At 73.3% G+C, this 21000-nt stretch carries 14 protein-coding genes; 3 read left to right on the top strand and 11 right to left on the bottom strand.

What is annotated here, in order from left to right; all coding sequences use genetic code 11:
* Both rpsP and ACIGW2_RS06705 read right to left on the bottom strand, forming a co-directional pair.
* Positions 1-444 carry a 30S ribosomal protein S16 gene (gene rpsP / locus ACIGW2_RS06710; protein WP_361586255.1) on the bottom strand — a complete coding sequence of 148 codons (444 nt, stop codon included), beginning with the start codon at positions 442-444 and terminating at the stop codon, positions 1-3.
* A 154-nt stretch (positions 445-598) separates the two neighbouring features.
* Positions 599-1204 (bottom strand): hypothetical protein, encoded by a 606-nt coding sequence (locus ACIGW2_RS06705; protein WP_356061920.1) that lies wholly within the window; start codon positions 1202-1204, stop codon positions 599-601.
* Positions 1205-1573: 369 nt separating this feature from the next.
* On the opposite strand from ACIGW2_RS06705, the gene ACIGW2_RS06700 reads away from it, so the two are divergent.
* Positions 1574-2302 (top strand): class I SAM-dependent methyltransferase, encoded by a 729-nt coding sequence (locus ACIGW2_RS06700; RefSeq protein WP_399841514.1) that lies wholly within the window; start codon positions 1574-1576, stop codon positions 2300-2302.
* A 19-nt stretch (positions 2303-2321) separates the two neighbouring features.
* Here ACIGW2_RS06700 and ftsH read toward each other — a convergent pair whose 3' ends face one another.
* The 6 genes from ftsH to ACIGW2_RS06670 all read right to left on the bottom strand — a co-directional run bounded on the left by ftsH (position 2322) and on the right by ACIGW2_RS06670 (position 12168).
* Entirely contained in the window at positions 2322-4256 is a 1935-nt protein-coding gene (ftsH, locus tag ACIGW2_RS06695) for an ATP-dependent zinc metalloprotease FtsH (protein WP_391652674.1), read from the bottom strand.
* Positions 4257-4409: 153 nt separating this feature from the next.
* Positions 4410-5963, bottom strand: coding sequence for a signal recognition particle protein (ffh, locus tag ACIGW2_RS06690; RefSeq protein ID WP_356061912.1), 1554 nt, complete (start codon positions 5961-5963; stop codon positions 4410-4412).
* A 120-nt stretch (positions 5964-6083) separates the two neighbouring features.
* A complete protein-coding gene (locus tag ACIGW2_RS06685; RefSeq protein ID WP_399841509.1) occupies positions 6084-8585 on the bottom strand; it encodes a [protein-PII] uridylyltransferase in 2502 nt (833 codons plus the stop codon).
* Positions 8586-8612: 27 nt separating this feature from the next.
* The gene (locus ACIGW2_RS06680) at positions 8613-8951 is read right to left on the bottom strand and encodes a P-II family nitrogen regulator (protein ID WP_128977495.1); all 339 of its coding nucleotides are present in this window, start codon (positions 8949-8951) and stop codon (positions 8613-8615) included.
* Positions 8948-10297 (bottom strand): ammonium transporter, encoded by a 1350-nt coding sequence (locus tag ACIGW2_RS06675; protein ID WP_399841507.1) that lies wholly within the window; start codon positions 10295-10297, stop codon positions 8948-8950. The genes ACIGW2_RS06680 and ACIGW2_RS06675 overlap by 4 nt, the downstream gene beginning before the upstream one ends.
* Before the next feature lie 380 nt (positions 10298-10677).
* A complete protein-coding gene (locus ACIGW2_RS06670) occupies positions 10678-12168 on the bottom strand; it encodes a hypothetical protein (protein ID WP_361586275.1) in 1491 nt (496 codons plus the stop codon).
* Positions 12169-12577: 409 nt separating this feature from the next.
* On the opposite strand from ACIGW2_RS06670, the gene ACIGW2_RS06665 reads away from it, so the two are divergent.
* Positions 12578-13231, top strand: coding sequence for a bifunctional DNA primase/polymerase (locus ACIGW2_RS06665; protein WP_391652672.1), 654 nt, complete (start codon positions 12578-12580; stop codon positions 13229-13231).
* Positions 13232-13300: 69 nt separating this feature from the next.
* Here ACIGW2_RS06665 and ftsY read toward each other — a convergent pair whose 3' ends face one another.
* Positions 13301-14533 carry a signal recognition particle-docking protein FtsY gene (ftsY, locus tag ACIGW2_RS06660; RefSeq protein ID WP_391652671.1) on the bottom strand — a complete coding sequence of 411 codons (1233 nt, stop codon included), beginning with the start codon at positions 14531-14533 and terminating at the stop codon, positions 13301-13303.
* 139 nt (positions 14534-14672) lie between these two features.
* Between ftsY and ACIGW2_RS06655 the strand changes: the two genes are divergently transcribed.
* Positions 14673-15650, top strand: coding sequence for an LLM class flavin-dependent oxidoreductase (locus ACIGW2_RS06655; protein WP_391652670.1), 978 nt, complete (start codon positions 14673-14675; stop codon positions 15648-15650).
* Between the two features lie 46 nt (positions 15651-15696).
* On the opposite strand, the gene ACIGW2_RS06650 is transcribed toward ACIGW2_RS06655, so the two are convergent.
* Together ACIGW2_RS06650 and smc are read right to left on the bottom strand one after the other, a co-directional pair.
* Positions 15697-17130: a sugar porter family MFS transporter gene (locus ACIGW2_RS06650; RefSeq protein ID WP_361586287.1), complete on the bottom strand. Its 1434-nt coding sequence runs from the start codon at positions 17128-17130 to the stop codon at positions 15697-15699.
* 216 nt (positions 17131-17346) lie between these two features.
* Complete coding sequence (gene smc / locus ACIGW2_RS06645; RefSeq protein ID WP_399841501.1) at positions 17347-20904, bottom strand: chromosome segregation protein SMC; 3558 nt, start codon at positions 20902-20904, stop codon at positions 17347-17349.
* Between the last annotated feature and the right edge of the window lie 96 nt (positions 20905-21000).

The raw sequence follows: 21000 nt of genomic DNA, 5'->3' as shown, positions 1-21000 counted from the left end.
TCAGGCCTCGGTCGACTCGGTGGACTCGGCCTCGGCCTCGTCCGCCTTCTTGTCGGCCTTCTTGGCCTTCGGGGTGATGGCCTCACCCTTGGTGTCGTCGCCCTCGAGAGCCTTGGCGAACTCGTCGAAGGAGGCGCGCTTGGCTTCCTTGGTCGCCGGGGCCAGCAGCGGCTTCTCCGGGGCCGGGAGGCCCTTGTGCTTCTGCCAGTCGCCGGTGAGCTTCAGGATGGCGAGAACCGGCTCGGTCGGCTGGGCGCCGACGGACAGCCAGTACTGGGCACGCTCGGAGTCGACCTCGATGCGCGACGGGTTGTACGTCGGGTGGTAGAGGCCGATCTCCTCGATCGCACGACCGTCCCGGCGGGTGCGGGAGTCGGCGACGACGATGCGGTAGTGCGGCTGGCGGATCTTGCCGAGGCGCTTGAGCTTGATCTTGACTGCCACTGGAGTGGTGTCTCCTGAACTTGACGTGGTTGGGCACTTGAGATGCCACGTGGGGTTGCGGTACTCGGGTGCCCGATGGACGCGTCAGCCGGAGGAGAGAGGGGTCCTGTGCGACTGTCGAGTACAGCTAGCCATTGTGCCACACCGCAGAGGGTCAGTTCGCGGCGCCCACGGTCTCGCCCACGCCGTCCGGGATGCGGAAGGGCTTTCCGCAGCCGCCGCACATGATGGGCGCCTGGGCGAGCACGGACGGCACCACGCGCACGTTGCGCCCGCAGTCGCAGACGGCCTTCACGCGCACGCCACCGCCCGAGGAGCCGTGCCGGGCGGCCGGTCCGCGGAAGGAGCGCTTGGTGTCGGCGGCGGTCGCGACGGTGTGGGCCTTCAGGGCGCGCTGGAGGCGCTCGATGGTGGTCCGGTAGCGCCGCTTGGCGTCCGCGTTCAGGGTGACCAGGGAGAAGCCGCTGCTGGCGTGCGGTTCCTCGGGATGGTCGAGGCCCAGTTCCTCGGCGATCGCGAGGAATCTGCGGTTGTGGTAGCGGCCGGCGCGGGAGGTGTCGCGGACCCCCCGGGCGGCGGCGATGCCGTGGACTGCCTCGTGGAGCAGTCGCTCGAAGGAGAGCTCGGCGCCGCAGGCGGACGAGGACTCTCCGATCAGGGACTCGGGCGCGGCAAGGTCCGGCAGCTCGGGGTGGTGCCGCTGAATGTCGGCCCACGCCTGTGCCAGCTCTGCGGCGAGAACAGGTGGTGTCGTGCTCACGTCGGGTACAACGAGCCGGATCCCTTCCGGGTTCCATTCCGGGGCAACTGAAATATTTTGCACGTACCCGTCAGTCGGTGCGCTCGTACGGCGCCGCGCGGGAGGGTCGTGTGCGGTGTGGCAGGGACAGTACCGGGCGTCTGCCCGAACTCGGGCACCGCCCCCCTCGGTTGGCCGAAGTGCGTCGGTGCCCCTTCCCCGCCGGCCGGCCGGACCGCCGGGCGGACGCGGCCGGCCGGCGACTCGTCCGCCGCGAGCACTGGACGGGGCGCGCCCGGCGCAGTTCCCTGGCTACGGGGGGTCGTCGTCCGCGTACGGTTCCGCGCACGGAGCCGTGGACAAGTCCGAGTACGGATAGGGGCGCTTTCCATGACACCTACGCTCGTCCGGCACCATCCCGCGCGTGACTGGGCCGAGATCCAGGAACGGATGCTGGTGCCGCTCTACGAGGCGGTGTACGACCGGCTCGGCGTGGGGCCCGGGTCGCGGGTGCTCGGTCTGGGCTGCGGCTCCGGCCTGGCGCTGCTGATGGCGGCGGCGCGCGGGGCGCGGGTGGCCGGCGCGGACCGGGACGCGGCGCGGCTCGCGCTGGCCCGGGAGCGGCTGCCGGAGGTGCCGCTGACGACGTCGGGGCTGCCGGAAGGCGGTCCGTACGACGTGGTGACGGCGTTCCACGGGCCGGCGGCGCTCGGCCCGGACCCGGCGGTGCTCACCCGTTCGGCGGAACGGGGCGGGGCGGTCGTGCTGGCGGGCTGGGGGCCGGCGGAGCGGTGTGCGACGTCCTCGGTGCTGCGGGTCGCGGCGCGGCTCGCGGGGGGCCGGGGTCCGGCGGAGCGCGGCGGGCTCGGGACGGTGCTGGGGGCGGCGGGGCTGCGGGCGGCGGGGGCCGGGCGGGTGTCCTGCCCGTTCGGTTACGCGGACCGGGAGAGCGCGGTGCGCGGGCTGCTGTCGACGGGCGAGTTCGACGCGGCGCTCGCGGCGGCGGATCCGGAGCGGGTGGAGAAGGAGCTGCTGGAGGCAGTGGAGCCGTACGCGCGCGGGGACGGGACGGTGTGGATGCCGAACGTGTTCCGGTACGTGGTGGCGCGCACGCCCTGAGCGGCCGGGGCGGCGGGGGTCACCGGACCCCGGGGCCGTCCTCCTTGGCGAGGCGCGGGATGCCGGCCGCCCGGTAGGCCTGGTCCTCCTCCAGGGTCTCGTGGGCGAGCAGCGCCTCGGCGAGGGCGTCGAGCTTGTCGCGGTGCTCGCGGAGCTGCCGGACGGCGCTCTCGTAGCACTCGTCGACGATGCGGCGCATCTCCTCGTCGACGGTGTCGAGGGTGGTGGGGGCGGCGGAGAGACCGTAGGCCTGCTGGGCGTCGGAGGGGATGGCGGTGAGCCGGCCGACGCGTTCGCTCATGCCCCAGCGGCCGGCCATGCCGCGGGCGATGTTGGTGACCTGTTCGAGGTCGCTCTCGGCGCCGGTGGTGATGACGCCGAAGACGACCTGTTCGGCGGCCATGCCGCCGAGGGCGCCGATGATCCGGCCCCGCAGATAGTCCTCCGTATAGGCGTATTTATCGGCGTCGGGTGTGGACAACGTGACGCCGAGGGCGCGGCCGCGCGGCACGATGGTGACCTTGCGGACGGGGTCGGCACCGGGCTGGAGCATGCCGAGGAGGGCGTGGCCGCTCTCGTGGTAGGCGGTGCGGCGGCGCTCCTCCAGGGGCATGACGAGCGGGCGTTCGGCGCCGAGCTGGACCTTTTCGAGGGCGTCGGAGAGGTCGGTCTGGGTGACGGCCTTCTGCTGGCGCTTGACGGCGAGGAGGGCGGCCTCGTTGGCGAGGTTGGCGAGTTCGGCGCCGGTCATGCCGGGGGTGGTGCGGGCGACCTGGCGGAGGTCGACGTCCTGGGCGAGCGGGATCTCGCGGGTGTGGATCCTGAGGATGGCCTCGCGGCCGCCGCGGTCGGGCGGGTTGACGTGGACGACGCGGTCGAAGCGGCCGGGGCGGGTGAGGGCGGGGTCGAGGACGTCGGCGCGGTTGGTGGCGGCGAGGACGATGACGCCCTCGGAGCCGGTGAAGCCGTCCATCTCGGTGAGGATCTGGTTGAGGGTCTGCTCGCGCTCGTCGTGGCCGCCCATGCCGGCGCCCGCGCCGCGGGCCCGGCCGATGGTGTCGATCTCGTCGATGAAGAGGATCGCGGGGGCGACCTTGCGGGCCTCGTTGAAGAGCTCGCGCACCCGGGAGGCGCCGACGCCGACGATCATCTCGATGAACTCGGAGGCGGAGGCGGAGAAGAAGGGCACGCCCGCCTCGCCGGCGACGGCGCGGGCGAGCAGGGTCTTGCCGGTTCCGGGCGGTCCGGCGAGGAGCACGCCGCGGGGCATCTTGGCGCCCATCGCGCGGTAGGCGTCCGGGTTCTTGAGGAAGTCGACGACGTCGTTGAGCTCGCCCTCGACCTCGTCGATGCCGGCCACGTCCTCGAAGGTGGTGCGCTTGCCGCCCTCCAGCTCGACGGGCCGGGGCGGGGCCTTGCGGCCGAGCATGCCGCCGGCGCCGCCGAGGCCGCCGCTCATCCGGCGGGCGATGAACACCCAGAGGAGGACGAGGAGCAGCATCGGGGCGAGGGAGATGAGGAGGTTGGCGAGGAAGCTGCGTTCCTGGACGACCGGTTCGGCGGTGACGGTGACGTTGTTCTTGGTGAGCAGGGACCACAGCTCGTCGTCGGCGAAGGCGGGCCGCTGGGTGGTGAACTTGGTGTAGTCGCCCTTGCCGCCCGGCACGGGCTGCTTGTCCTTCAGCTGGCCCTGGATGGCGTCGCCCTTGGAGTAGATCTTGGAGACGTTGCCGGCGGCGACCTGCTTGTCGAACTCGGTGTAGGAGATGGTGGGCCCGTCGCCCTCGTTGAAGAGGGACAGCACGAGGTTGGCGACGAGGTAGACCACGAGCGCCGTGAGGATGAGCCCGCCCCAGCCGCCGGGCATCTTCTTCCGGGACGGCGGGGGCGGCGGGGCCCCTTCCGAGCGCCAGGGCTGGTCGGTCCGGTCGCGCGGGGGTACGGGGTTGGCCACGGGCTCTCCTCGGGGCGTCAGTGGCCCCAGTATCGAAGAGCGGTGCGAAAGCGGCATTCCGGATGGCCCGTCCGTACGAAAAGGGGCCCGGGGCGGTTTCGCACCACCCCGGGCCCCTCCGGCCGTACCGCTCCGGCCGTACCGCTCAGGGCGTCAGCCCATGAACTTCTTGAACTCGTCCGGGAGCTCGAAGTCGCCCGGGCCCTGGCCCGCCGCCGGGAGCCCGAAGGCGCCGCCGGCCTGGGCCTGCTCGCGCCGGGCCTGGGCGGCCTGCTCCTCGGCCTTGCGCTTCATCGGGTTGCCGCTCTTGCGCTTGCCCTTGGCCTGCTTGACCTGCTTCTTCTGCCGGCCGGGGCCGCCGCCCATGCCCGGGATCCCCGGCATGCCGGGCATGCCGCCGCCCTGGGCCATGCGCGACATCATCTTGCGGGCCTCGAAGAAGCGCTCCACCAGGCCCTTGACGGCGCTGACCTCGACGCCGGAACCCCGGGCGATGCGGGCGCGGCGCGAGCCGTTGATGATGGTCGGGTCCTGGCGCTCGGCCGGCGTCATCGACTTGATGATCGCGCCGACCCGGTCGACTTCCCGCTCGTCGATGTTGGCGATCTGCTCCTTCATCTGCCCCATGCCGGGCAGCATGCCGAGGAGCTTGGAGATGGAGCCCATCTTGCGGACCTGCTCCATCTGGGCGAGGAAGTCGTCGAGCGTGAACTCCTGGCCCTTCTTGGACGCCAGCTTGGAGGCCATCTTGGCGGCCTCTTCCTGGCTGAAGGTCTGCTCGGCCTTCTCGATGAGCGACATGATGTCGCCCATGCCGAGGATGCGGGACGCCATCCGGTCCGGGTGGAACGCGTCGAAGTCGTCCAGCTTCTCGCCGTTGGAGGCGAACATGATCTGCTTGCCGGTGACGTGCGCGATGGAGAGCGCGGCACCACCGCGGGCGTCGCCGTCGAGCTTGGACAGCACCACGCCGTCGAAGCCGACGCCGTCGCGGAAGGCCTCGGCGGTGTTGACCGCGTCCTGACCGATCATGGCGTCGACGACGAAGAGAACCTCGTCGGGGCTGACGGCGTCGCGGATGTCCGCGGCCTGCTGCATCAGCTCCTGGTCGATGCCGAGGCGGCCGGCGGTGTCGACGATGACGACGTCGTGCATCTTCGAGCGCGCGTACTCGATGGAGTCCTTGGCGACCTGGACCGGGTCGCCGACGCCGTTGCCCGGCTGCGGGCCGTAGAAGCCGACGCCGGCGCGCTCGGCGACGACACCGAGCTGGGTGACGGCGTTGGGGCGCTGGAGGTCACAGGCGACGAGCAGCGGGGTGTGGCCCTGGCCCTTGAGCCAGAGGCCGAGCTTTCCGGCGAGGGTGGTCTTACCGGCACCCTGGAGACCGGCGAGCATGATCACGGTCGGCGGGTTCTTGGCGAACCGCAGCCGGCGGGTCTCGCCGCCCAGGATCGTGATCAGCTCTTCGTTGACGATCTTGATGATCTGCTGGCTCGGGTTCAGCGCCTTGGAGACCTCGGCGCCGAGCGCGCGCTCCTTGACCGCCTTGATGAACGCCCGGACGACCGGCAGCGCGACGTCGGCTTCGAGCAGGGCGATACGGATCTCGCGCGCGGTGGCGTCGATGTCCGCCTCGCTGAGGCGCCCCTTGCCGCGGAGATTCTTGAAAGTCGCTGAAAGGCGGTCGGAGAGGGTATCGAACACGGCGGTCGCGGATCCTCGGTGTCGTGAGCGGGCGGGCGGACTGCCCTCCAGGGTATCCGGCCCGGCGGACGAATCATCCCTGCCCACCGGGATCGGCCGCCCGCCCCCGGGGCCACCCCCTCACCGCAGCGCCTCCTCCAGGGTCTTCGCGAGGGCCGCCGACTCGTCCGGGTCGGGGCGGGAGCCGTCGGGGCGGGTCACGTAGAGGGTGTCGACGGCGTTGGCGCCGAGGGTGGAGACATGGGCGCTGCGGACCCGGACCTCGGCGCCCTCCAGGGCGCGCCCGATGCGGTGCAGCAGGCCCGGGGCGTCCTGGGCGCGCACCTCCAGGACGCAGGCGTGCCGGGAGGCGGCGGGGGCGACGGTGACCCGGGGCGGCGGGGCGGTGACCCCGCGGCGGCGCGGCTGGGCGGCGTCGCGCTCGGCGAGCCGGGCGGACACGTCGAGCGAGCCGTCCAGGGCGCGGACGAGGTCGGCGCGCAGCCGGCGGGCCTCGGGCAGCGAGCCGTACTCGGCGGCGACCCGCCAGTCCAGGACGAGGACCGGTCCCCGGCCGAGCTCGGCGGGCAGGGCGATCGCGCGCAGGTCGGCGGCGCGGACGGTGAGGCGGTGCAGGGCGAGGACGCCGGCGACGGCGGGCAGCACGCCGGGGCGCTCGGGCAGGGCGACGAGGAGTTCCACGCCGACCGGCTCGGGCTCCGGGTCGGGCGCCGGGTCGGGGTCCGGCTCGGTCTGCCCGGCCGCCTCGACGCGCTCGGTGCGCAGGGTGAGGACGGGTTCCCCGGTGCGCAGGGCCTCGATCGCGAGGCGTTCCTGTTCGGCGCTGGGGGCGGCGGCCTCGGGGTCGGGCGGCTCCTCGCCGGCCAGGACGCCGGCGACCCGGGCGACGAGCTCGTCGACGAGCCGGGCCCGCCAGGTGGACCAGGCGGCGGGTCCGGTGGCCAGCGCGTCGGCCTCGGTGAGGGCGTGCAGGAGCTCCAGGGCGCCCTGCGTGCGGACGGTCTCGGCGACGGTGCGGACGGTGGCGGGGTCGTCGAGGTCGCGGCGGGTGGCGGTCTCGACGAGCAGCAGGTGGTGGCGGACGACGGTGGCGAGGACGGCGGTGTCGGCACGGTCGAAGCCGATCCGGGCGGCGACGTCGCGGGCGATGGTCTCGCCGGCCACGGAGTGGTCGCCGGGCCAGCCCTTGCCGATGTCGTGCAGCAGGGCGGCGACCAGGAGCAGGTCGGGGCGGTGCACCCGGCGGGTGAGGGAGGCGGCGCGGACGGCCGTCTCGACCAGGTGCCGGTCGACGGTCCAGGTGTGGACGGGGTTGCGCTGCGGGCGGCAGCGCACCCGTTCCCAGTCGGGCAGCAGCCTGCTGATCAGCCCTTCGGCCTCCAGTGCCTCCCAGACCGGGACGGTGGGTTCGCCGGCGCCGAGGAGGGTGACGAGGGCCTCGCGGGCCTCGGCCGGCCAGGGCGTGGGCAGGGTGGTGCCGGCGGCGGCGAGGCGGCGCACGGCGTGCGGGGAGAGCGGCAGTCCGGCCTGGGCGGCGGCCGCGGCGGCGCGCAGCGGCAGGACGGGGTCGCGGTCGGGCCGGGCGGTCAGGGCGAGGACGGCCTCGCCGTCCATCTCGACGACTCCCTCGGCGAGGGGGGTGCGCTCGGCGGGCGCCTTGGCCCCGCCGGTACGGGTGCCGCGGCCGCCGAGGAGGGCGCGGAGCCGTGGCCGGGCGGTGCGGGCGCGGACCACGCGGCCGACCTCGCGCCAGGTGACGTCGGAGGCGTACGCGATGGTGCGCCCGGCCTCGTACACCTCGCGGAGCAGGGTGTCGGCGTCGAGGAGGCCGAGTTCGGCGGCGACGGCGTCCTGTTCCTGGAGGGCGAGCCGGTCGGTGGCGCGGCCGGTGGCGAGGTGGAGGGCGTCGCGGGCGTCGAGCAGCCGGCGGCGGGCCTCGTCGAGGCCGGCCCGGGGGGCGTCGGCGAGCCAGGAGGCGGCGACGGCGCGCAGTGCCTGGGCGTCGCGGAGGCCGCCGTGGGCCTCCTTGAGGTCGGGTTCGAGGAGGTAGGGGAGCTCGCCGGAGCGTTCGGCGCGTTCCCGGCACAGGGCGTGCAGCTCGGGAAGCCGGCGGGTGGCCTGGTTGCGCCAGTCGGTGAGGACGGCGGTGCGCAGGGCTCCGGCGAGGGCGGCGTCGCCGGCGACGGTGCGGGCGTCGAGCAGGCCGAGCTGGACCTTGAGGTCCTCGCCGGCGGTGCGGCGGGCCTCGGCGGCGGTGCGTACGGAGTGGTCGAGGGCGATGCCGAGGTCCCAGACGGGGTACCAGAGGCGGTCGGCGAGGGCGGCGACGGTGCGGGCGTCGGCGCTCCCGTCGTGCAGCAGGAGCAGGTCGAGGTCGCTGCGCGGGGAGAGTTCGCCGCGGCCGTAGCCGCCGACGGCGACGAGGGCGGTGCCGGGCGGCGGGGCGGCGGCCTCGTAGAGCCCGGCCAGCCAGTCGTCGGTGAGCCGGGCCAGCGCGGCACGGCGCGGCGGCCCGGACCGCGTCTTCTCGGTGAGAAGGCGCAGTCGGGCCGCCGCGTAACCGCCGGGTCCGGTGTCGTCGGTGGGGCCGGGCTCGTCGTCCCGGACGTCGGTGCTCGTCACCAGCGGCTCCTTGGGAAGCTTCCGCGCTTACAGGGCGTCGGGTCCGCGTTCGCCGGTGCGGACGCGCACGGCGGTCTCGACCGGGACGCTCCACACCTTTCCGTCACCGATCTTGCCGGTGCGGGCCGCCTTGACGACGACTTCGATGAGCTGTTCGGCGTCGTCGTCCTCCACCAGGACCTCGATGCGGATCTTGGGGACGAGGTCGACGGTGTACTCGGCGCCGCGGTAGACCTCGGTGTGGCCGCGCTGGCGGCCGTATCCGCTGGCCTCGGTGACGGTGAGGCCGTGGACCCCGAAGGCCTGGAGGGCCTCCTTGATCTCGTCGAGCCGGTGCGGCTTCACGACCGCGGTGATGAGCTTCATGCGTCCACCTTCGTGTTCTGCGTCGGGGCGGGTGCGGGGGCGGCGGTGGCGGTGCGGCCGGTGATGCCGCCGCCGGCGCCGCTGAAGTCGTACGCGGTCTCGGCGTGCTCGACCTGGTCGATGCCGGAGACCTCGTCGTCCTCGCTGACCCGCATGCCCATGGTCCTGTCGATGATCAGGGCCAGGATCGCGGACGCGACCAGGGAGTAGGCGAGGACGGCGAAGACGCCGATCGCCTGCTTGCCGAGCTGCTCCAGGCCGCCGCCGTAGAAGAGGCCCTTGGCGTCGGACTGGACGCCGCCGGTGGCGAAGAAGCCGACGAGGAGCGAGCCGACGACTCCGCCGACCAGGTGGACGCCGACGACGTCGAGGGAGTCGTCGTAGCCGAGCTTGTACTTGAGGCCGACGGCCATGGCGCACAGCAGGCCGGCGATCGCGCCGATGGCGATGGCGCCGAGCGGGGAGCAGGAGCCGCCGGAGGGGGTGATGGCGACGAGGCCGGCGACCGCGCCGGAGGCGGCGCCGAGGGTGGTGAAGGAGCCGTGGCGGAGCTTCTCGTACGCGAGCCAGGCGAGCATGGCGGCGGCGGTGGCGATCTGGGTGTTGACGAACATCACGGCGCCCACGCCGTCGTCGTTGCCGAGCCAGGAGCCGGCGTTGAAGCCGAACCAGCCGAACCACAGCAGTCCGGCGCCGAGCATGACCAGCGGGAGGCTGTGCGGGCGCATCGGGTCCTTCTTGAAGCCGACGCGCTTGCCGATGACGAGGATGACGCCGAGGGCCGCGGCGCCGGCGTTGATGTGGACGGCGGTGCCGCCGGCGAAGTCGATGACGCCCATCTCGAAGAGCCAGCCGCCGGCGCCCCAGACCCAGTGGGCGACCGGGAAGTAGACGACCGTGACCCACAGGGTGATGAAGAGGGCCCAGGCGCTGAACTTGACGCGGTCGGCGAGGGCGCCGCTGATCAGGGCCGGGGTGATGACGGCGAACATCAGCTGGAAGACGGCGAAGACGTACACGGGGATGGTGTAGCCGTCCCACAGTTCGGTGAGGCCGATGCCGCTGAGGCCGACGTAGTCGGAGGACCAGCCGAAGAGCGAGGCGGAGTCGGTGCCGAAGGCGACGCTGAAGCCGAAGAGCACCCACAGGATCGTGACGATCCCGAGGCTGATGAAGCTCATCATCAGCATGTTGAGGGTGGACTTCACGCGGACCATGCCTCCGTAGAAGAAGGCGAGGCCGGGGGTCATCAGCATGACCAGGGCGGAGCAGATGAGCATGAACCCGGTGTTGGCGGCGGACAGCGTGGGCGTGTCCGCGGCCAGGGTCGTGATGGCTGCTGCCATCGGCGTCTCCTCGTCGTCGTTGCGGCCTGTGCGGGGCGGGGCCGAGGGGGCGGTGGCCGGGCCGGGCCGTGAGGGTGGCCGGGGCCGAGGGGCCGGTTATGCGCCAGAGGTTCGCGCAGGCCGGTTTCCGCCGATGCCGCTCGATGTTTCGCCGCAGTGACGAAGGGGCGGGGCGTGTTACGCGGCCGTGAACGGCAGGGTCACGAGGAGGTAACGGGCGTACCCTGCGGGCGCCGCCCCGGGACGCGGGCACCGCCCCCGGGACGTGGCCCGGCCGCGTCGGCCGTCCGTGTGTCCGTGCGGCGGGGGAGCCGAGTCGGGCTTTACGGGACGGCCGGCGCGGCCGGTGTCTGCGGGGTGGTGCGGCACTGCCGCCCGGGTCAGACCGCCTCGGCGGTCTCCGGGAGCAGCGCGGTGAGCCGGTCGGTGAGGTGGACGACCTCCGCGACGTCGCCGAAGTCGCGGGCGGCGGTGTCGACGGTCTTGCGCAGCCGGGTGTTGACCCGCTCGGAGCGCACCTTCCGGGCGATGACGAGGGCCTTCTCGGCGAGGGCGACGGACTGCTCGGGCTCGCGCTTGAGCAGGTGCACGGTGGCCATGCCGATGAGGTTGAGGGCGTACGAGCGCTGGTGCTCGGGGTCCTTCTCGAAGAGCTGGACGGCCCGCTCCATGACCGGCTCGGCGAGCGAGGCGTAGGTGGGCGAGCGGCCGGCGACATAGGCGAGGTCGCGGTAGGAGTGGGAGTTCTCCCCGTTGAGCTCGGCCTCGGAGAAGAAGCGGATCCAGTCGGGCTCGGGCTCGCCGTCCAGGCCGATGTCGGCGAAGGTGTCCTCGGCCATCCGGACGGCCCGCTTGCACTTGGAGGGCTGGCCCATGTTGGCGTAGGCGCGGGCCTCCATCGCATACAGCATGGCCTGGGTGCGGGCTGTGGCGCAGTCCCGACTGCCGTACTGGGCGAGGTGGATGAGTTCGAGGGCGTCGTCGGGCCGGCCGAGGTGGATCATCTGGCGGCTCATCGAGGACAGGATGTAGGAGCCGAGGGGCTTGTCGCCGGCCTCCTTGGCGGCGTGCAGGGCGAGCACGAAGTACTTCTGGGCGGTGGGCTGGAGGCCGACGTCGTAGCTCATCCAGCCGGCCAGTTCGGCGAGCTCGGCGGCGCACTTGAAGAGGCGCTGGGCGACGGGGCCGGGCTGCGGTTCCTGGAGGAGGTCGGTGACCTCGTGGAGCTGCCCGACGACGGCCTTGCGACGCAGTCCCCCGCCGCACTGGGCGTCCCACTGGCGGAACATGGCGGTGGTGGACTCCAGCAGGTCCAGCTCGACCGGGGAGAGCCGGTGCGGGCGCCGCTCGGTCTCGGCGGGGCCGGGCCGCTCGGTGTCGCCGGCCGGGGTGGGCACCAGCCAGCGCTGCATGGGCTCGATGAGGGCGGGTCCGGCGGCGAGCTGGAGCGAGGAGCCGAGGAAGCCGCGCCGGGCGAGCATCAGGTCGCTGCGGGAGAACTCGCTGAGCAGGGAGACGGTCTGCGGGCCGGCCCAGGGCAGGTCGACGCCGGACACGGAGGGCGACTGGTGGGCGGTGCGCAGCCCGAGGTCCTCGATGGCGACGACGGAGCCGAAGCGCTCGGAGAACAGCTCGGAGAGGATCCGCGGGATGGGTTCGCGGGGCTGTTCCCCGTCGAGCCAGCGGCGCACCCGGGAGGTGTCCGTGGAGATGTGGTGCGCGCCCATCTGACGGGCCCGGCGGTTCACCTGACGGGCCAGCTCGCCCTTCGACCAGCCACTGCGCACGAACCACGAGCTCAGCTGCTCGTTCGGGCGCTTGCCGGCAGTCGTCCCGTCTGTGCCGCTGTCGCCCACTGGAACGCCCCCCATCCACCTGATGTCCTCGTGCGTACCCCTGCCAGCATGCCGTGTCTCGCGCTGTCCGTCCGGCGTTTGCGCCTCTTCGAACGGAGAACCGGGTTGCCTCCGGCATACCCGCGCGCGGCCTTCGCCCCGGGGTTCGTGTACCGAAGGTAATCCTACGATCACCCGTCCGGGCATGGCGATTCAAGAAACGCCACCATTCGCCACCCCTTCGAATGAACCCGCCGCGTGCGGAACACGATTCACTTGACATGCGACGGAGCGGGGTCGGCGAACCGGGGCGCGAGGAGGCGCGTGTCGCGGGGCGCACCACCGGCCGCACCACCGCACGCCCGTGTGGCGGCGCGATGTGGCGGATGGTGACGGCGGACCTCCGGTCCGTAACCACCGGCGCGTCCGACCCGTTGGAGGGGGCATGGGCTTCACGATCGGCGGCATTCGTGAGATGCGGTCCGGCTCACGTCGCCGCGTACGCACGACGGAGTGCACAGCGGTGGCCGAGTACACCGGACTGTGGGGCTGGGACGTGGTCCCGGGGGCGCGGGCGGTCGCCGGCCGCTGCTCCTGCGGCGATCCGGTCTGTACGGCGCCGGGGGCGCACCCGCTGGCCTTCGCGGAGCCGGTCCCGGCCGGCGCGGGGCTCGACGTGGCGACCAAGGCGTGGTCGGAGTACCCGGGGGCGGCGCTGCTGCTGCCGGTGGGCCGTTCCTTCGACGTGATCGAGGTCGCCGAGGCGGCGGGTCGGCGGGCGCTGGTGCGGCTGGAGCGGATGGGGCTGCCGCTGGGGCCGGTGTGCGCGACGCCGACCGGGCGGGCGCGGTTCTTCGTGGCGCCGGGCGCGGCGGCGGAGCTGCCCACGCTGCTGTACCGGATGGGCTGGGACGACGCGGATCTGGACCTGCACTGTCTGGGCCCCGGGGCGTACGTCACGGCGCCGCCCTCGGACCTGGGCGGGCTCGGCCCGGTGCGGTGGCTGCGGCCGCCGACCCTGGACACGGCCGGGGCACCGCCGCAGGCCCGGCTGCTGCTCGGCACGCTGGCGTACATCTGCCATCGCACCCACTGCTGAGCACACGGAGAAGGGCCCCTGCCGTTGAGCTGCGGCAGGGGCCCTTCTCCGTTCCGTGACGGACGGGTCTCAGTCGCCGATGAGGGCGTCGACGAAGGCGCCCGGCTCGAAGGGGGCGAGGTCGTCGGGGCCCTCGCCCAGGCCGACGAGCTTGACCGGGACGCCGAGCTCGCGCTGGACGGCGACGACGATGCCGCCCTTGGCGGTGCCGTCGAGCTTGGTCAGGACGATGCCGGTGATGTCGACGACCTCGGCGAAGACGCGGGCCTGGATGAGGCCGTTCTGGCCGGTGGTGGCGTCGAGGACGAGGAGCACCTCGTCGAGCGGGCCGTGCTTCTCGACGACGCGCTTGACCTTGCCGAGCTCGTCCATGAGGCCGGTCTTGGTGTGCAGCCGGCCGGCGGTGTCGATGAGGACGACGTCGGCCTTCTCGGCGATGCCCTCCTTGACCGCGTCGAAGGCGATGGAGGCGGGGTCGCCGCCCTCCGGGCCGCGCACGGTGCGGGCGCCGACCCGCTCGCCCCAGGTCTGCAGCTGGTCGGCGGCGGCGGCGCGGAAGGTGTCGGCGGCGCCGAGGACGACGGACTTGCCGTCGGCGACCAGGACGCGGGCGAGCTTGCCGGTGGTGGTGGTCTTGCCGGTGCCGTTGACGCCGACGACCATCACGACGCCGGGGGTGTCCTCGGGGCTCTCGGTCTTCACCGAGCGGTCGAGGTCGGCGCCGAGGAGGGCGATGAGCTCCTCGCGCAGCAGGCCGCGCAGCTCGTCGGGGGTGCGGGTGCCGAGCACCTTGACGCGCTCGCGCAGCCGCTCGACCAGCTCCTGGGTGGGGGCGACGCCGACGTCGGCGGTGAGGAGGGTCTCCTCGATCTCCTCCCAGGTGTCCTCGTCGAGGTGCTCGCGGGACAGCAGCGAGAGCAGTCCCTTGCCGAGCGAGTTCTGGGAGCGGGCGAGCCGGGCGCGCAGCCGGACGAGCCGGCCGGCGGTGGGCTCGGGCACCTCGATCGCGGGGGCGGCGGGCTCCTCGACGACGACCGGGGCCCCGGCGGGCTCCTCGACGACGACCGGGGCCTCGGTGGCGCCCGGGAGCTCGACCTCCTCGACCGTGCGGCGTGGTTCCTCCCGCGGCGTCTCCGCCTCGTCGCCGACGTGCGGTTCGGCGGGCGGAGCGGTGATGGTCGGGGCGGTGGACGGCGGCTCGGCCGGCGGCAGCTGCTTCTTCTTGCGGCCGCTGATCACGAGCCCGCCGGTCACGGCGACCGCGACGACCAGAGCGATGACTACAGCAAGGATGAGTTCCATAACCACTCCAGTATGGCGTGGCCCGGCCGGGTGCCCCGGGCGCCGGGCCGGGGCCGGGCGGGCGCGTCCACGCCGTTCCCATCTGACACTGCGTCAGCTAACCTCCGGCGGCACGCGCCACCGACCGCGGAGGGACCCCATGCCGTTCACCGTCGTCCGCTTCAACCTCGTCGACCCGCACGCCGACCCGGTCTCCCTCTCGGCCCGCTACCGGGCGGCCGTGGAGATGGCGGCGCACGCCGACGCGCACGGCGTGGACACCGTGCAGACCGAGGAGCACCACGGCGCGGCGAACAACTGGCTGCCCTCCCCCTTCGCCTTCGCGGGCGCGGTCTTCGGGGCGACCCGGAGGATCGCGGTGACGGTCTCGGCGATCATCGGGCCGCTGCACGACCCGCTGCGGCTCGCGGAGGAGATCGCGGTCCTCGACCTGCTGAGCGGCGGACGGCTGGTGACGGTGGCCGGGATCGGCTACCGGCCGGAGGAGTACGAGGAGCGCGGGGTCGACTGGGGCCGCCGGGGCCGGCTCCAGGACCTGCTCCTGGAGACCCTGCTCGCCGCGTGGTCGGGCGAGCCCTTCACGTACCAGGGCCGTACGGTACGGGTCACCCCGCGGCCGTTCACCCAGCCGCACCCGCTGCTGCTGGTCGGGGGCTCGTCGCGGGCCGCGGCGCGGCGCGCGGCCCGGCTGGGGCTCCCGCTCTTCCCGAGCGCGCACCTGCCGGAGCTGGAGGAGTACTACCGGGAGCAGTGCGCGGCGCACGGCACGGAGGGCTGGACGATGATGCCGGCCGAGAGGACCCCGCTGCTGCACGTCTCGGAGGACCCGGACCGGACGTGGGCGGAGCACGGCGAGCACTTCCTGCACGAGGCGCGGACCTACGCCTCCTGGCAGTCGAAGGACATCACCTCGGCGGTGCGGTCGACCGCGACGACGGTGGCGCAGCTGCGGGCGGAGGGGGTCTACCGGGTGGTGACCCCGGACGAGTGCGTGGCGCTGGGCGCGGAGCTGGACAGCCTGGTGCTGCACCCCCTGTGCGGCGGGATGCCGGTGGAGGAGGGCTGGCGGAGCGTGCGGCTGTTCGGTGAGACGGTACTGCCCCGGCTCAAGGCGTAGGCCTCGAACCGGGGCAGTCCCGTACCGGAGGAGGGGGCAGCGGGGATTAGCCCATCTCCTCCAACGCCTTGCCCTTGGTCTCCTTGACGTACTTGAGCACGAAGGGGATCGAGAGCACGGCGAAGACCGTGTAGATGACGTAGGTGCCGGAGAGGTTCCAGTCCGCGAGGGACGGGAAGCTGGCGGTGATGGCCCAGTTGGCGATCCACTGCGCGGAGGCGGCGACGCCGAGGGCGGCGGCGCGGATCCGGTTGGGGAACATCTCGCCGAGGAAGACCCAGACGACCACGCCCCACGAGAGGGCGAAGAAGAGCACGAAGACGTGGGCGGCGACGAGCGCCACGACGCCCTCGGTATTGGGGAGCTTGCCGTCGACGAGGTCGGCGGAGAAGGCCCAGGCCTCGAAGGCGAGGGCGACGGCCATGCCGACGGAGCCGACGAGGGCGAGCGGCTTGCGGCCGACCCGGTCGACCAGGACCATCGCGATCACGGTGCCGATGATGTTGATGATCGACGTGGTGAACGAGTAGAAGAACGAGCTCGACGGGTCGATGCCGACGGACTGCCAGAGCGTCGCGGAGTAGTAGAAGGCGACGTTGATGCCGACGAGCTGCTGGAAGACGGAGAGGCCGATGCCGACCCAGACGATGGGCAGCAGGCGGAAGCGGCTGCCGGCGGCCAGCAGGTCCTTGAAGGTGGACTTGTGCTCGCTGCGCATGGCGAGGTCGATCTCGGCGACCCGGCGGTCCAGGTCGACGCCGTGGCCCTCGACCTCGGAGAGGACCTCCTTGGCCCGGTCGACCTTGCCGACGGAGATGAGGAAGCGGGGCGACTCGGGGATCGCGAAGGAGAGCAGGCCGTAGAGGAGCGCGGGGACGACCATCACGCCGAGCATCCACTGCCAGGCCTCCAGGCCGCCGATCTCGCCGCGCTGGTCGCCGTCGGCGATCTGCAGGATGCCGTAGTTGACCAGCTGGGAGATGGCGATGCCGATGACGATGGCGGCCTGCTGGAAGGAGCCGAGGCGGCCGCGGTACGCGGCGGGGGCGACCTCGGCGATGTAGGCGGGGCCGATCACGGAGGCCATGCCGATGGCGAAGCCGCCGACGATCCGCCAGAAGGCCAGGTCCCAGAGGGCGAAGGGCAGCGCGGACCCGACGGCGCTGACGGCGAAGAGCACCGCGGAGATCTGCATGCAGCGGATGCGGCCGATGCGGTCGGCGATCCGTCCGGCGGTGGCGGCGCCGATGGCACAGCCGATCAGGGCGATGGCGATGACCTGGGCGAGGGTGCCGGAGCCGATGTCGTAGCGGTCGCGGATGGCCTCGACGGCGCCGTTGATGACCGAGCTGTCGTAGCCGAAGAGGAAGCCGCCCATCGCGGCGGAGGCCGTGATGAAGATGACGTGTCCGATGTGGTCCGGATGGGCCGAACGGCCTTCGGACGAAGGCGGCGTGGGCGCCTGCGCGGTGCTGGTCACAAGGACTCCTCGGGGCTCCGGCAGCGTCGCCGGTGCGGTGGGGGGCGAGCCCTTCCAGTGGCGCACAGGATCGCGCCGGGCACCACTTGAAGGTAAAAGCAACGTTGCAGAGACTATGCCTTCAGGTTTCGAAGTCAATAGCTGATGTCGTATGACTTGAAACGCACAGCTCCGCCGCTTGCGTTCACAACTTGAAGTGATAGGGGTGGTCGTGTCTCAGCGGAGCCGCTGGCTGATCACCTTCGAGACGCCGTCGCCCTGCATGGAGACGCCGTAGAGCGCGTCGGCGACCTCCATCGTGCGCTTCTGGTGGGTGATCACGATCAGCTGCGAGGACTCCTGGAGTTCCTGCATGATCCGGATCAGCCGCTGCAGATTGGTGTCGTCCAGCGCCGCCTCGACCTCGTCCATCACGTAGAACGGGCTGGGCCGTGCCTTGAAGATGGAGACCAGCAGCGCCACGGCCGTCAGCGAGCGCTCGCCGCCGGAGAGCAGCGAGAGGCGCTTGACCTTCTTGCCCGGCGGGCGGGCCTCCACGTCCACGCCGGTGGTCAGCATGTTCTCCGGGTCGGTGAGCACCAGCCGGCCCTCGCCGCCCGGGAAGAGCCGGGAGAACACCCCCTCGAACTCGCGGGCGGTGTCCCGGTACGCCTCGGTGAAGACCTGCTCGACCCGCAGGTCGACCTCCTTCACGACCTGAAGGAGGTCGGCGCGGGTCTTCTTCAGGTCCTCCAGCTGCTCGGACAGGAACTGGTGCCGCTCCTCCAGGGCCGCGAACTCCTCAAGAGCGAGCGGATTCACCTTTCCGAGCTGCTGGTACGCCCGTTCGGCGGCCTTGAGCCGCTTCTCCTGCTCCGCGCGGACGAAGGGCCGCGGCTGGTTGCGCGGGTGGGCCGGGTCCTCGGGCAGCTCCTCCCCCTCGGCCGGAGGCGACGGCGGCACCGGCTGGTGGGGCCCGTACTCCTCGACCAGCACCGCCGGTTCCACGCCCAGCTCCTCCAGGGAGCGGGACTCCAGCTGCTCGATGCGCAGCCGCTTCTCGGCGCCCAGCACCTCGCCCCGGTGCACCGAGTCGGTGAGCTTGTCCAGCTCGGCCTTCAGCTCGCGGCCCCGCGCGCGGACCTCCGCCAGGCCCTGCTCGCGCGCGCCCTTGGCCTCCTCGGCGAGCGTCCGCTCCTGCTCGGCGCGGCTCAGCGAGACCTCGATGTGGGCGAGCAGCTGGCGGGCGCCGGCGGCGACCGCGCGGGCCACGTCGGCCTCGTGGCGCAGCCGGGCCCGGCGCTGTTCGGCGCGCGCCCGGGCCTCCCGCTCGGCGCGGGCCGCCCGGTCCAGGGAGTCCGCCCGGCCGGCCAGGCCCTTGACCCGCTCCTCGTGGGTACGGACCTGGAGACGGGCCTCCATCTCGGTCTGGCGCGCGTTGGAGCCGTCGATCGCGAGCCGGTCGCGCTCGGAGGTGTCGGGCTCCTCGGCGCCGCCGTCCGGCAGGGCCTCCTCCGCGACGAGCAGCCGCTCGGTCAGCTCCTCGGCCTCGGCGAGCGCGGTCTGAAGGGCCTCCTCGGCGCGGGCCGCCGCGGCGGCGGTGCGCTCGGCCTCCCCCGCCGCTCCCCTGGCCTGGCCGGCGAGCCGGCCGAGCTGCTGGGCGACCTGGGACTTCTCGCGGTCGGCGGTACGGCGCCGCTCGGTCAGCTCCTCCACCAGCCGGGCCGCCGCGCGCCGGCGCTCCTGGGCGGTCTCCTTCGCCTCGGCCAGCGCGGCGCAGCGCACGTCGAGCTCGGCCAGCTCGGCGGCGGCCTCGTCCACCGAGGCCTGCACCTCCAGGAGGCTGGGCGCCCCGGCGGAACCGCCCTGCGCGACGTGCGAGCCGAGCAGGTCGCCGTCGGCGGTGACCGCGGTCAGCTCCGGCCGGGAGCGCACCAGTTCGACGGCCTCGTCGAGCCCGTCGACGACGACGACGCCGTGCAGCAGTCTCCGTACGGCGCCGAGGAGTTCACCCGGGCCGTCGACCAGCGCGGCGGCGGCCCGCGCCCCGTCCGGCAGCGGCGCCTCCGGTACGGCGGGCCGGTCGCCGGTCAGGAGCAGCGCGGCCCGGCCGGCGTCCTGCTTGCGCAGCAGCCGCAGCGCCTCGGCCGCGGCGGCGGGGCCGTCGACGGCGAGGGCGTCGGCGGCGGCGCCGAGGGCGGCGGCGATCGGCACCTCGTGGCCGGGGGCGACGGTGAGGAGTTCGGCGGCCGGGCCGAGCAGTCCGCTGAGACCGGCGGCCAGCAGGGCGCCGGTGCCGTCCTTGCGGCGCAGTCCGAGGGCGAGGGCGTCGTGCCGGGCGCGGGTCGCGGCGCGGGCCCGGTCGGCGTCGGCGGCGGCCTCGCGGGCGGCGGCCAGCGCGCCCTCCGCGTCGGCGAGCTCGCGGCGGGCGGTCTCGTAGCGCTCGCCGAGCTCGGTGTCGTCCGCGTCGAGGCCGTCGACCTCGGCCTTCAGCTGCTCGTACTCCTCCTGGGCGGCGGCCGCCCGCTGCCGCGCCTCCTCGCGGGCGGCGGACATCCGGTCGATCTCGGCCTGGGCGGAGGCGGCGCGCGAGCGGGCCGCGTTGACCTGGCCGTGCAGCCGGGCCAGGCCCTCGCGGCGGTCGGCGATGGCGCGGGCGAGGTCCTTGAGCCGCCGCTCCTCGACGGCGAGGGCGCGCTCCAGTTCGGCGCGGTGCGCGACGGTGTCGTCGAGGGCGCGCTCGGCGGCCTCCAGGGCGGCCTCCAGCTCCGCCTCCTGCTCGCGGACGCGGGCGGCCTCGCGCTCCAGGTCCTCCGGGTCCCGGCCGCGCCGCTCCTCGGCGGGCTGCGCGGTGGCGCTCTGCACGCGCGCGTCCGCGAGGGAGACGGTGCCGCGGACCCGCTCGGCGAGCTGCGACAGCTCGTACCAGGTCTGCTGGGCGCGCTGGAGCCGGGGCGCGAGGCGGCGCACCTCGTCCTCCAGGGCGGCCTCCTCGGCGAGGGCCGCCTTGAGCGCGGCCTCGGTGGTCTCCTTGCGGGCGAGCAGCGCGGCCTCGTCGGCGACCTCCGCCTTCAGGGCCTCCCGGAGGCGTACGAGGTCGTCGGAGAGCAGGCGCAGGCGCGCGTCGCGCAGGTCGGCCTGGATGACGGCGGCGCGGCGGGCGACCGCCGCCTGCCGGCCGAGCGGTTTGAGCTGGCGCCGCAGCTCGTCGGTGAGGTCCTGCACGCGCGCGAGGTTGGCCTGCATCGCGTCGAGCTTCCGCAGCGCCTTCTCCTTGCGCTTGCGGTGCTTGAGCACGCCGGCGGCCTCCTCGATGAAGGCGCGGCGGCCCGCCGGGTCGGCGTGCAGCACGGAGTCGAGCTGGCCCTGGCCGACGATGACGTGCATCTCGCGGCCGATGCCCGAGTCGGACAGCAGGTCCTGGATGTCGAGCAGCCGGCAGGTGTCGCCGTTGATCTGGTACTCGCTGCTGCCACCGCGGAACATGATCCGGGTGATGGTGACCTCGGCGTAGTCGATCGGCAGCGCGCCGTCGGAGTTGTCGATGGTCAGCGAGACCTCGGCACGGCCGAGCGGCGGGCGCCCGGTCGTGCCGGCGAAGATGACGTCCTCCATCTTGCCGCCGCGCAGCGACTTCGCGCCCTGCTCTCCCATGACCCAGGACAGCGCGTCCACGACGTTGGACTTGCCCGAGCCGTTGGGCCCGACGACGCAGGTGATTCCCGGTTCGAACCGCAGCGTGGTGGCGGAGGCGAACGACTTGAAACCGCGGAGCGTCAGGGCCTTGAGGTGCACGCCTGCGGACTCTACCCGGGGTCTCGGGTTTCACCGCTGAACGTGCAGGGCACACCCTCCCCCAAGGAGTGTCACGTGGGGGACGGGGGGCGCCGC

This window comes from Streptomyces sp. NPDC053541, from assembly GCF_044544705.1.
In the GTDB taxonomy this organism is placed as follows: domain Bacteria; phylum Actinomycetota; class Actinomycetes; order Streptomycetales; family Streptomycetaceae; genus Streptomyces.
Note: the sequence above shows the minus strand (reverse complement) of the source record. Positions and strands in the feature narration are given on the sequence as shown.